The 12,566-nt window shown below is 72.0% G+C and carries 10 protein-coding genes; 9 read left to right on the forward strand and 1 reads right to left on the reverse strand.

Annotated elements, in window-relative coordinates:
- Positions 1 to 182 precede the first annotated feature (182 nt).
- The 6 genes from JAO84_RS26620 (at position 183) to ftsH (ending at position 9,973) form a co-directional block, all read left to right on the forward strand.
- Complete coding sequence (locus tag JAO84_RS26620; protein WP_370415089.1) at positions 183 to 1,658, forward strand: hypothetical protein; 1,476 nt, start codon at positions 183 to 185, stop codon at positions 1,656 to 1,658.
- A gap of 303 nt (positions 1,659 to 1,961) precedes the next feature.
- A complete protein-coding gene (locus tag JAO84_RS26625) occupies positions 1,962 to 3,308 on the forward strand; it encodes an ammonium transporter (protein WP_370415090.1) in 1,347 nt (448 codons plus the stop codon).
- On the forward strand, positions 3,305 to 3,643 hold the full coding sequence (locus tag JAO84_RS26630) for a P-II family nitrogen regulator (RefSeq protein ID WP_128977495.1): 339 nt from the start codon (positions 3,305 to 3,307) through the stop codon (positions 3,641 to 3,643). Before JAO84_RS26625 ends, JAO84_RS26630 begins: the two co-directional genes overlap by 4 nt.
- Positions 3,644 to 3,708: 65 nt before the next feature.
- Entirely contained in the window at positions 3,709 to 6,216 is a 2,508-nt protein-coding gene (locus tag JAO84_RS26635) for a [protein-PII] uridylyltransferase (RefSeq protein ID WP_370416874.1), read from the forward strand.
- Between the two features lie 90 nt (positions 6,217 to 6,306).
- Positions 6,307 to 7,860, forward strand: a complete 1,554-nt coding sequence (gene ffh / locus JAO84_RS26640; RefSeq protein WP_370415091.1) for a signal recognition particle protein — start codon at positions 6,307 to 6,309, stop codon at positions 7,858 to 7,860.
- Positions 7,861 to 8,041: 181 nt separating this feature from the next.
- A complete protein-coding gene (ftsH, locus tag JAO84_RS26645; protein ID WP_370415092.1) occupies positions 8,042 to 9,973 on the forward strand; it encodes an ATP-dependent zinc metalloprotease FtsH in 1,932 nt (643 codons plus the stop codon).
- A 72-nt stretch (positions 9,974 to 10,045) separates the two neighbouring features.
- On the opposite strand, the gene JAO84_RS26650 is transcribed toward ftsH, so the two are convergent.
- Complete coding sequence (locus tag JAO84_RS26650; RefSeq protein ID WP_370415093.1) at positions 10,046 to 10,771, reverse strand: class I SAM-dependent methyltransferase; 726 nt, start codon at positions 10,769 to 10,771, stop codon at positions 10,046 to 10,048.
- 335 nt (positions 10,772 to 11,106) lie between these two features.
- On the opposite strand from JAO84_RS26650, the gene JAO84_RS26655 reads away from it, so the two are divergent.
- The 3 genes from JAO84_RS26655 (at position 11,107) to JAO84_RS26665 (ending at position 12,552) form a co-directional block, all read left to right on the forward strand.
- Positions 11,107 to 11,712: a hypothetical protein gene (locus tag JAO84_RS26655; protein WP_265864623.1), complete on the forward strand. Its 606-nt coding sequence runs from the start codon at positions 11,107 to 11,109 to the stop codon at positions 11,710 to 11,712.
- 154 nt (positions 11,713 to 11,866) lie between these two features.
- On the forward strand, positions 11,867 to 12,310 hold the full coding sequence (gene rpsP, locus JAO84_RS26660; protein WP_265864622.1) for a 30S ribosomal protein S16: 444 nt from the start codon (positions 11,867 to 11,869) through the stop codon (positions 12,308 to 12,310).
- A 2-nt stretch (positions 12,311 to 12,312) separates the two neighbouring features.
- Positions 12,313 to 12,552: an RNA-binding protein gene (locus JAO84_RS26665; RefSeq protein ID WP_056566048.1), complete on the forward strand. Its 240-nt coding sequence runs from the start codon at positions 12,313 to 12,315 to the stop codon at positions 12,550 to 12,552.
- The last annotated feature ends 14 nt before the right edge of the window (positions 12,553 to 12,566 follow it).

Genomic DNA, 12,566 nt, shown 5'->3' on the forward strand with positions numbered 1-12,566 from the left:
TGCCCGGACGGGTGATCGTAGGATTACCTTCGGTACACGAACCCCGGGCGATGGCACGCGTGGGTATGCCGGAGGCAACCCGGTTCTCCGTTCGAAGCGGCGCAATCGCCGGACGGACAGCGCGAGACACGGCATGCTGGCAGGGGTACGCACGAGGACATCGGATGGATGGGGGCGTTCCAGTGGGCGACAGCGGCGCAGACGGTACGGCTGTCGGCAAGCGCCCGAACGAGCAGCTGAGCTCGTGGTTCGTGCGCAGCGGCTGGTCGAAGGGCGAGCTGGCGCGCCAGGTGAACCGCCGGGCCCGGCAGATGGGCGCGCACCACATCTCGACGGACACCTCCCGGGTGCGCCGCTGGCTCGACGGCGAGCAGCCCCGCGAACCCATTCCGAGGATCCTGTCCGAGCTGTTCTCCGAGCGCTTCGGCTCCGTCGTCGCCATCGAGGACCTCGGCCTGCGCACCGCCCACCAGTCGCCCTCCGTGTCCGGCGTCGACCTGCCCTGGGCCGGTCCGCAGACCGTCTCGCTGCTCAGCGAGTTCTCCCGCAGCGATCTGATGCTCGCCCGGCGCGGCTTCCTCGGCTCCTCGCTCCAGCTCGCCGCCGGACCCGCCCTCATCGAGCCCATGCAGCGCTGGCTGGTGCCGACCCCGGCCGGTGACGCCGACCGGCCCGGGCCCGGCGAGATCGAGCGGCGCCCGCACCGGCTCTCCCCGGTCGAGCTCGACCTCCTGGAGTCCACCACCGCGATGTTCCGCCAGTGGGACGCCCAGTGCGGCGGCGGCCTGCGCCGCAAGGCGGTCGTCGGCCAGCTCCACGAGGTCACCGACCTCCTCCAGGAACCGCAGCCGGGACCGGTCTCCCAGCGCCTGTTCAAGTGCGCCGCCGAGCTCGCCGAGCTCGCCGGCTGGATGAGCTACGACGTGGGCCTCCAGCCCACCGCCCAGAAGTACTTCGTGCTCGCCCTGCACGCCGCCAAGGAGGCCGGCGACAAGCCCCTCGGCTCGTACATCCTGTCCTCGATGAGCCGCCAGATGATCCACCTCGGCCGGCCCGACGACGCCCTCGAACTCATCCACCTCGCCCAGTACGGCAGTCGGGACTGCGCCACCTCCCGCACCCAGGCCATGCTGTATGCGATGGAGGCCCGCGCCTACGCCAACATGGGCCAGCCCTCCAAGTGCAAGCGGGCCGTCCGGATGGCCGAGGACACCTTCTCCGACATCGGCCTCGATGGCGAGCCCGAGCCCGACTGGATCCGCTTCTTCTCCGAGGCGGAGCTCAACGGCGAGAACTCGCACTCCTTCCGCGACCTCGCCTATGTCGCCGGCCGCTCGCCCAGCTACGCCTCGCTCGCCGAACCCGTCATGGAGCGGGCCGTCCAGCTCTTCGAGAAGGACACCGAGCACCAGCGCTCGTACGCCCTCAACCTCATCGGCATGGCCACCGTGCACCTGCTGAAGCGCGAGCCCGAGCAGTCCGTCGCGCTGGCCGAGAAGGCCCTCGTCATCGCCAAGAAGGTGCGCTCCGAGCGGGTCAACACCCGGCTGCGCAAGACCGTCGACACCGCCGCCCGCGACTTCGGCGACGTCGCCGAGGTCGTGCACCTCACCGACCGGCTCACCGCGCTGCTCCCGGAGACTGCGGAGGCCGTCTGACCCGGGCGGCAGCGCCGCACCACCCCGCAGACACCGGCCGCGCCGGCCGCCCCGTAAAGCCCGACTCGGCTCCCCCGCCGCAAGGACACACGGACGACCGGCGCGGCCGGGCTTTGCGCGGGCCCGTGGAGGGTACGGCCGTTACCTGGCTGTGACCCTGCCGTTCACGGTCGCGTAACACGCCCCCGTCCTTCGTCACTGCGGCGAAACATCGAGCGGCATCGGCGGAAACCGGCCTGCGCGAATCTCTGGCTCATAACCGGCCCCGCCCCGCACAGGCCGTACGACGACGAGGAGACGCCGATGGCAGCAGCCATCACGACCCTGGCCGCGGACACGCCCACGCTGTCCGCCGCCAACACCGGGTTCATGCTCATCTGCTCCGCCCTGGTCATGCTGATGACCCCCGGCCTCGCCTTCTTCTACGGAGGCATGGTCCGCGTGAAGTCCACCCTCAACATGCTGATGATGAGCTTCATCAGCCTCGGGATCGTCACGATCCTGTGGGTGCTCTTCGGCTTCAGCATCGCCTTCGGCACCGACTCGGCCTCCCTCTTCGGCTGGTCCTCCGACTACGTCGGCCTCAGCGGCATCGGCCTCACCGAACTCTGGGACGGCTACACCATCCCGGTGTACGTCTTCGCCGTCTTCCAGCTGATGTTCGCCGTCATCACCCCGGCCCTCATCAGCGGCGCCCTCGCCGACCGCGTGAAGTTCAGCGCCTGGGCCCTCTTCATCACCCTGTGGGTCACGGTCGTCTACTTCCCCGTCGCCCACTGGGTCTGGGGCGCCGGCGGCTGGCTCTTCGAGCTGGGCGTCATCGACTTCGCCGGCGGCACCGCCGTCCACATCAACGCCGGCGCCGCCGCCCTCGGCGTGATCCTCGTCATCGGCAAGCGCGTCGGCTTCAAGAAGGACCCGATGCGCCCGCACAGCCTCCCGCTCGTCATGCTCGGCGCGGGCCTGCTGTGGTTCGGCTGGTTCGGCTTCAACGCCGGCTCGTGGCTCGGCAACGACGACGGCGTCGGCGCCGTCATGTTCGTCAACACCCAGGTCGCCACCGCCGCCGCCATGCTCGCCTGGCTCGCGTACGAGAAGCTCCGCCACGGCTCCTTCACCACCCTCGGCGCCGCCTCCGGCGCGGTCGCCGGCCTCGTCGCCATCACCCCCTCCGGCGGCTCCTGCTCCCCGCTCGGCGCCATCGCCATCGGCGCGATCGCCGGTCTGCTGTGCGCCATGGCCGTCGGCCTGAAGTACAAGCTCGGTTACGACGACTCCCTCGACGTGGTCGGCGTCCACCTCGTCGGCGGCGTCGTCGGCTCCCTCCTCGTCGGCCTCTTCGCCACCGGCGGCGTCCAGTCCGACGCCAAGGGCCTCTTCTACGGCGGCGGCCTGGAGCAGCTCGGCAAGCAGGCGATCGGCGTCTTCGCGGTCCTCGCCTACTCCCTGATCGCCTCCGCGATCCTCGCCCTGATCATCGACAAGACCATGGGCATGCGGGTCACCGAGGACGACGAGGTCTCCGGCATCGACCAGGTCGAGCACGCCGAGACCGCGTACGACTTCAGCGGCGCCGGCGGCGGCATCGCCCCGCGCACCGCCGCCGCACCCGCCGCCGCCCCGGCGCAGAACACGAAGGTGGACGCATGAAGCTCATCACCGCGGTCGTGAAGCCGCACCGGCTCGACGAGATCAAGGAGGCCCTGCAGGCCTTCGGCGTCCACGGCCTCACCGTCACCGAGGCCAGCGGATACGGCCGCCAGCGCGGCCACACCGAGGTCTACCGCGGCGCCGAGTACACCGTCGACCTCGTCCCCAAGATCCGCATCGAGGTCCTGGTGGAGGACGACGACGCCGAACAGCTCATCGAGGTCGTCGTCAAGGCCGCCCGCACCGGCAAGATCGGTGACGGAAAGGTGTGGAGCGTCCCGGTCGAGACCGCCGTACGGGTCCGCACCGGCGAACGCGGACCGGACGCCCTGTAGGGCCCGGACGCCGCACGGACGCCCTGTAAAGCGCTTGATCCTTTAAGGAGCCGCTGGTGACGAGCATCGACGTGCGGGACGACGGTCCCGAGAACACCGACGAGCCCGACCACACCGACGAGACCGGACCCGGCGGCTACGCGGCGGCCCGACTGCGCCTTCTCACCGAGAAGACGCGGTCCGGGCCGCCGCGCCGTGCCGCGCTCGCCCGGCTCACCGACGAGTGGCTGGCCGGACTGTGGCAGGCCGCCGACCCACCGCCCGGCACGGCGCTCGTCGCCGTCGGCGGCTACGGCCGCGGCGAACTCTCCCCGCGCAGCGACCTCGACCTGCTCCTCCTCCACGACGGCGGCGCCGACGCCCGGACGATCGCCGCCCTCGCCGACCGCCTCTGGTACCCCGTCTGGGACCTCGGCCTGGCCCTCGACCACTCCGTACGCACCACCGCCGAGGCCCGTCGCACCGCCGGCGAGGACCTCAAGGTCCAGCTCGGCCTCCTCGACGCCCGGCCCGTCGCCGGCGACACCGCCCTCGCCGCCGCCCTGCGCACCGCCGTCCTCGCCGACTGGCGCAACCAGGCCACCCGCCGGCTGCCCGAGCTGCACGCCCTGTGCCGGGAACGCCACGAACGCTCCGGCGAGCTCCCGTACCTCCTCGAACCCGACCTCAAGGAGGCCCACGGCGGCCTCCGCGACGCCCAGGCACTGCGCGCCGTCGCCGCCTCCTGGCTCGCCGACGCGCCCCGCGAGGGCCTCGACGACGCCCGCCGCCGCCTCCTCGACGCCCGCGACGCCCTCCACCTCGCCACCGGCCGCGCCACCGACCGGCTCGCCCTCCAGGAGCAGGCCGCCGTCGCCGCCGAACTCGGCCTCCTCGACGCCGACACCCTGCTCCGCGAGGTGTACGAGGCCGGGCGCACCATCGCGTACGCCTCCGACGTCACCTGGCGCGAGGTCGGCCGCGTCGTCCGGGCCCGCACCGCCCGCCCCCGGTTCCGCGGCCTGCTCGGCGGACGCGCCGGCGGCCGTACGGGCGGGACCAAACCGGCCCAGGAACGCACCCCGCTCGCCGAGGGCGTCGTCGAGATGGACGGCGAGGCCGTCCTCGCCCTCAGCGCCCGCCCCGAACGCGACCCCGTCCTGCCGCTGCGCGCCGCCGCGGCCGCGGCCCAGGCCGGACTGCCGCTCTCCCCGCACGCCGTACGCCGCCTCGCCGCCGCAGGACCGGTGCTGCCCACGCCCTGGCCCGCCGAGGCCCGCGAGGCCCTCGTCACCCTCCTCGGCGCCGGCGAACCCACCGTCCCCGTCTGGGAGGCCCTGGAGGCCGAAGGCCTGATCACCCGGCTGCTTCCCGACTGGGAGCGGGTCCGCTGCCGCCCCCAGCGCAACCCCGTCCACACCTGGACCGTCGACCGCCACCTCGTCGAGACCGCGGTCCGCGCCGCCTCCCTCACCCGCCGCGTCCACCGCCCCGACCTGCTCCTCGTCGCCGCCCTCCTGCACGACATCGGCAAGGGCTGGCCCGGCGACCACTCCGTCGCCGGCGAGACCATCGCCCGCGACGTCGCGACCCGCATCGGCTTCGACCGCGCCGACACCGCAGTCCTCGCCACCGTCGTCCGCCACCACCTGCTGCTCGTCGAGACCGCCACCCGCCGCGACCTCGACGACCCCGCCACCGTCCGCACCGTCGCCGACGCCGTCGGCACCCACGGCGCCCTGGAGCTCCTGCACGCCCTCACCGAGGCCGACGCCCTCGCCACCGGGCCCGCCGCCTGGTCCACCTGGCGCGCCCGGCTCGTCGACGAGCTCGTCGGCCGGGTCGCCGGGGTCCTCGCCGGCGAGGAACCGCCCGACCCCGAGGCCGCCGCCCCCAGCGCCGAGCAGGAACGCCTCGCGATCGAGGCCCTGCGCACCGGCGAACCCGTCCTCACCCTCCGTACGGAAGCCGAGCCGGCCGACGGCGACGGTGACGGCGACGGTGACGGCGCCGGCGAACCCGAGCCCGTCGGCGTCGAACTCCTCGTCGCCCTCCCGGAGCGCCCCGGCGTGCTGCCCGCCGTCGCCGGCGTCCTCGCCCTGCACCGCCTCACCGTCCGTGCCGCCGACCTGCGCGCCGTCGCCCTGCCCGGCGAGCTCGGCGACGGCCCCGTACTCCTCCTGGACTGGCGGGTCGCCGCCGAGTACGGCTCGCTGCCCGAGGCCCACCGGCTGCGCGCCGACCTGGTGCGCGCCCTCGACGGCTCCCTCGACGTGTCCGCGCGCCTCACAGAGCGCGACGCCGCCCAGCCGCGCCGCCGGGGTGTCACCGCGCCCCCGCCCCGGGTCACCGTCGCCCCCGCCGCCTCCCGCCACGCCTGCGTCCTGGAGGTCCGCGCCCAGGACGCCCCCGGCCTGCTCCACCGCATCGGCCGCGCCCTGGAGGGCGCCGAGGTCCGGGTCCGCAGCGCCCATGTCTCCACGCTCGGCGCGAACGCCGTCGACACCCTGTACGTGACCCGCCCGGACGGCTCCCCGCCCGACCCGGAGGAGGCCGCGGCCCTGGCGAAGACCCTGGAGGAGGCCCTGCGGTGACCGGGCCGCCGACCGGGCGCCGACAGGGTGCCGTACGGGCCGGATACCCTTGGGTGACTGCCCACCCCGACCCGAGGAATCGCGACCACCGTGTTCGATACGCTTTCCGACCGCCTCAGCGCGACTTTCAAGTCCCTCCGGGGTAAAGGCCGCCTCTCCGAGCAGGACATCGACAGCGCGGCCCGGGAAATCCGTATCGCCCTCCTCGAGGCCGATGTCGCGCTCCCGGTCGTCCGCGCGTTCATCTCCAGCGTCAAGGAGCGGGCGCTCGGTGCCGAGGTCTCCAAGGCCCTGAACCCGAGCCAGCAGGTCATCAAGATCGTCAACGAGGAGCTCATCGGCATCCTCGGCGGCGAGACCCGCCGGCTGCGGTTCGCCAAGACCCCGCCGACCGTGATCATGCTCGCCGGTCTCCAGGGTGCCGGTAAGACCACCCTCGCCGGAAAGCTCGGTCTCTGGCTCAAGGGCCAGGGCCACACCCCGCTGCTCGTCGCCTGTGACCTCCAGCGCCCCAACGCCGTCACGCAGCTGTCCGTCGTCGCGGACCGCGCGGGCGTCGGCTTCTACGGCCCGCAGCCGGGCAACGGCGTCGGCGACCCGGTCCAGGTCGCCAAGGACTCGATCGAGTACGCGCGCTCGAAGATGCACGACGTCGTCATCGTCGACACCGCCGGCCGCCTCGGCATCGACCAGGAGCTGATGCAGCAGGCCGCGGACATCCGCGACGCCACCTCGCCCGACGAGGTCCTCTTCGTCGTCGACGCCATGATCGGTCAGGACGCGGTCAACACCGCCGAGGCCTTCCGCGACGGCGTCGGCTTCGACGGCGTGGTGCTCTCCAAGCTCGACGGCGACGCCCGCGGTGGTGCCGCGCTCTCCATCGCGCACGTCACCGGCAAGCAGATCATGTTCGCCTCCAACGGCGAGAAGCTGGACGACTTCGACGCGTTCCACCCGGACCGCATGGCGTCCCGCATCCTCGGCATGGGCGACATCATGTCGCTCATCGAGAAGGCCGAGCAGACCTTCAGCCAGGAAGAGGCCGCCAAGATGGCCTCCAAGCTGGCGTCCAAGAAGGGCCAGGAGTTCACGCTCGACGACTTCATGGCCCAGATGGAGCAGGTCCGCAAGATGGGCTCCATCAGTAAGCTGCTCGGGATGCTGCCCGGCATGGGCCAGATGAAGGAGCAGATTGCCAACATCGACGAGAAGGAAGTCGACCGCGTCGGCGCCATCATCAAGTCGATGACCCCGGCCGAGCGCCAGGACCCGACGATCATCAACGGCTCCCGCCGCGCCCGTATCGCCAAGGGTTCCGGAGTCGAGGTCAGCGCGGTCAAGGGCCTGGTGGAGCGCTTCTTCGAGGCCCGCAAGATGATGTCCCGCATGGCCCAGGGCGGCGGCATGCCCGGCATGCCGGGGATGCCTGGCATGGGCGGCGGCCCCGGCCGGCAGAAGAAGCAGATCAAGCAGGCCAAGGGCAAGCGCAAGAGCGGCAACCCGATGAAGCGGAAGGCCGAGGAGCAGGCCGCCCAGGCCAAGCGCGAGCAGGCACAGGCCGGCGGCGCCTTCGGGCTGCCGGCGCCGGGTCAGGGCCCGGGCGACTTCGAGCTCCCGGACGAGTTCAAGAAGTTCATGGGCTGAGCCACGACGTTGATGGGCTGACGCCCGAAGGGCGTTCGCCCGACGAGGGGTCCGTGAGGGGTCCGTGGTGGTGCGAAACCGCCGCGGGCCTCTTTTCGTTCGCTCGGCCCACCCGTAATGCCGTGATTGCCCGGTTCTTCGATACTGGGGCCACTGCCGCCCCGAGCCCCGAGGAGAGCCCGTGGCCAACCCCGTACCGCCGCGCGACCGGACCGATCAGCCCTGGCGCTCGGAAGGGGCACCGCCGCCCGCGCCGTCCCGGAAGAAGATGCCCGGAGGCTGGGGCGGCCTCATCCTCATGGCGCTCGTCGTCTACCTCATCGCCAACCTCGTGCTGTCCTTCTTCAACGAGAAGGACGGGCCGACGATCTCCTACACCGAGTTCGACAAACAGGTCGCCGCCGGCAACGTCTCCAAGATCTACTCCAAGGGCGACGCCATCCAGGGCCAGCTCAAGAACAAACAGCCCGTCCCCGGCGGCGACGGCGACTACACCAAGTTCACCACCCAGCGGCCCGCCTTCGCCGACGACGAGCTGTGGGCCCAGCTCAGCAAGAACAACGTCACCGTCACCGCCGAGCCCGTCGTCCAGGAACGCAGCTTCCTGGCCAATCTCCTCATCTCCCTCGCCCCGATGCTCCTCCTCGTCCTGCTGTGGGTGTTCATCGCCCGCCGGATGAGCGGCGGCATGGGCGGCGCCGGCGGCATGCTCGGCCGCAAGGCCCCGCCCAAGCCCGTCGAGCTGGAAGGCGGCAAACGCACCACCTTCGAGGACGTCGCCGGCATCGACGAGGTCGAGGGTGAACTCAACGACGTCGTCGACTTCCTCAAGAACCCCGGCGCCTACCGCGAGATGGGCGCCAAGATGCCCCGCGGTGTCCTCCTCGCCGGCCCGCCCGGAACCGGCAAGACCCTCCTCGCCCGCGCCGTCGCCGGCGAGGCCGGCGTGCCCTTCTTCTCCGCCTCCGCCTCCGAGTTCATCGAGATGATCGTCGGCGTCGGCGCCTCCCGCGTCCGCGAACTCTTCGCCGAGGCCCGCAAGGTCGCCCCCGCGATCATCTTCATCGACGAGATCGACACCATCGGCCGGGCCCGCGCCGCCGGCTCCGGCATGGGCGGCCACGACGAACGCGAACAGACCCTCAACCAGATCCTCACCGAGATGGACGGCTTCACCGGCTCCGAAGGCGTCATCGTGCTCGCCGCCACCAACCGCGCCGACGTCCTCGACCCCGCCCTCACCCGCCCCGGGCGCTTCGACCGCATCGTCCACGTCAACCCGCCCGACCGCGGCGGCCGCGAGGCCATCCTCAGGATCCACACCCGCGAGATCCCGCTCGCCCACGACGTCGACCTCCAGCACGTCGCCAAGACCACCCCCGGCATGACCGGCGCCGAACTCGCCAACCTCGCCAACGAGGCCGCCCTCCTCGCCGTCAAACGCCGGCAGAAGACCGTCACCCGCTCCGACCTCTCCGACGCCCTCGAAAAGGTCCAGCTCGGCGCCGAACGCCCCCTCGTCATGCCCCTCGAAGAACGCCGCCGCACCGCCTACCACGAGAGCGGCCACGCCCTCCTCGGCATGCTCCAGCCCGGCGCCGATCCCGTCCGCAAGGTCACCATCGTGCCGCGCGGCCGCGCCCTCGGTGTCACGTTGTCCACACCCGAGTCCGATAAATACGCTTATACGGAGGACTATCTGCGGGGCCGGATCATCGGCGCCCTCGGCGGCATGGCCGCCGAACAGGTCGTCTTCGGCGTCATCACCACCGGCGCCGAGAGCGACCTCGAACAGGTCACCAACATCGCCCGCGGCATGGCGGGTCGCTGGGGCATGAGCGAACGCGTCGGCCGCCTCACCGCCATCCCCGCCGACGCCCAGCAGGCCTACGGACTCTCCGCCGCCCCCACCACCCTCGACACCGTCGACGAGGAGATGCGCCGCATCGTCGACGAGTGCTACGCGAGCGCCGTACGCCAGCTGGGCGAGCACCGCGCCAAGCTCGACGCCCTCGCCGCGGCCCTCCTGGAGAACGAGACCCTGGAGGAGGACCAGGCCTACCGGGCGGCGGGCATCCCGCGCCTGGCCAAGGGCGAGGGGGAGGAAGGGTGACGGGGGAGGGGTGAGAAGAGCGGGAGGGGTGACCCCGCGGGCCGGGCCCTGAGCGGCCGGACGCCCGGCACGTCAGGGCGTGCGCGCCACCACGTACCGGAAGACGTTCGGCATCCACACCGTCCCGTCCCCGCGCACATACGGCTCAAGAGCCTCCAGGAGCTCCTTCTCCACCTGGTCCGGATCCGTCGCCGCCAGCGCCGCGTCGAACTCGCCCGTCGACAGCAGCCCCCGCACCGCGCTGTCCCGGTCCGCGTAGCCGAACGGGCACGCCACCCGGCCCGAACCCGCCACCGACAGCCCCGCCGCGGCCACCGCCGCCTCCAGGCCCTTCCGCTCCGCCGGACCCCAGCCCGCGAGCCGCGCCGCGACCCGCAGCACCGACGCCGTCGCACACCGCTCCGCCGGACCCCAGCACGCCAGCACGATCGCCCCGCCCCGTTCCGCCAGCCGGGTGACGGCCGCCGGATTCGAGCCGAGCGCCGCCGCCCCGTGGAGCGCCGTGATCACGTCGTACGGACCGCCCTCCGGCAGCCCCGACAGCGCCAGCGGCACCTCGGGCAGCCGCTCCCGGGCCAGCGCCAGGCGCGCCGGGTCCGGGTCCGCGCCGGCCACCCGCGCCCCCCGGCCCGCCGCCATGAGCAGCGCCAGTCCGGAGCCGCAGCCGAGGCCGAGGACACGCGACCCGGGCCCCACGCCGATCCGGTCGTACACCGCCTCGTAGAGCGGGACCAGCATCCGTTCCTGGATCTCGGCCCAGTCGCGCGCGGGATGGTGCGGGACGAGCGTAGGTGTCATGGAAAGCGCCCCTATCCGTACTCGGAACTCGGATGCGTACACGGACGACGACCCCCCGTAGCCAGGGAACTGCGCAACGCGCTCCCCGTCCAGTGCTCGCGACGGACGAGTCGCCCACGAGACACGGGTGGGTCGCCGTCGGCCGACGTCGAGCTTCGGCCATCGGCGGGGGGTGATGCCCGAGTTCGGGCAGACGCCCGGTACTGTCCCTCGCACACCCCGCCCGGCAGTGCCGTCCGACGCGAAGGGAAGCCGTCTTGACTGACGGGTACGTGCAAAATATTTCAGTTGCCCCGGAATGGAACCCGGAAGGGATCCGGCTCGTTGTACCCGACGTGAGCACGACACCACCTGTTCTCGCCGCAGAGCTGGCACAGGCGTGGGCCGACATTCAGCGGCACCACCCCGAGCTGCCGGACCTTGCCGCGCCCGAGTCCCTGATCGGAGAGTCCTCGTCCGCCTGCGGCGCCGAGCTCTCCTTCGAGCGACTGCTCCACGAGGCAGTCCACGGCATCGCAGCCGCCCGAGGAGTCCGCGACACCTCCCGCGCCGGCCGCTATCACAACCGCAGATTCCTCGCGATCGCCGAGGAACTGGGCCTCGACCACCCCGAGGAACCGCATGCCAGCAGCGGCTTCTCCCTGGTCACCCTGAACCCGGAGGCCAAGCGGCGCTACCGCACCACCATCGAGCGGCTCCAGCGCGCCCTGAAGGCCCACACCGTCGCCACCGCCGCCGACACCAAGCGTTCCTTCCGCGGACCGGCCGCCCGGCACGGCTCCTCGGGCGGCGGCGTGCGCGTGAAGGCCGTCTGCGACTGCGGGCGCAATGTGCGCGTGGTGCCCTCCGTGCTCGCCCAGGCGCCCATCATGTGCGGCGGCTGCGGAAAGCCCTTCCGCATCCCGGACAGCGTCGGCGAGACCGTGGGCGCCGCAAGCTGACCCTCCGGGGTGTGGCACAATGGCTAGCTGTACTCGACAGTCGCACAGGACCCCTCTCTCCTCCGGCTGACGCGTCCATCGGGCACCCGAGTACCGCAACCCCACGTGGCATCTCAAGTGCCCAACCACGTCAAGTTCAGGAGACACCACTCCAGTGGCAGTCAAGATCAAGCTCAAGCGCCTCGGCAAGATCCGCCAGCCGCACTACCGCATCGTCGTCGCCGACTCCCGCACCCGCCGGGACGGTCGTGCGATCGAGGAGATCGGCCTCTACCACCCGACGTACAACCCGTCGCGCATCGAGGTCGACTCCGAGCGTGCGCAGTACTGGCTGTCCGTCGGCGCCCAGCCGACCGAGCCGGTTCTCGCCATCCTGAAGCTCACCGGCGACTGGCAGAAGCACAAGGGCCTCCCGGCCCCGGAGAAGCCGCTGCTGGCCCCGGCGACCAAGGAAGCCAAGCGCGCCTCCTTCGACGAGTTCGCCAAGGCTCTCGAGGGTGACGACACCAAGGGTGAGGCCATCACCCAGAAGGCCAAGAAGGCCGACAAGAAGGCGGACGAGGCCGCGGCCGAGTCCACCGAGTCGACCGAGGCCTGATCATGCTCGAGGAGGCTCTCGAGCACCTCGTGAAGGGCATCGTCGAAAACCCCGACGACGTGCAGGTCGCCTCGCGCAACCTGCGCCGGGGTCGCGTTCTCGAGGTCCGGGTCCACCCGGACGACCTCGGCAAGGTGATCGGCCGCAACGGCCGCACCGCGCGCGCCCTGCGCACCGTCGTGGGTGCCATCGGCGGCCGCGGCATCCGCGTCGACCTCGTCGACGTGGACCAGGTCCGCTGAAAGTTTGACACCGG

This window comes from Streptomyces fradiae (assembly GCF_041270065.1).
Lineage (GTDB): Bacteria > Actinomycetota > Actinomycetes > Streptomycetales > Streptomycetaceae > Streptomyces.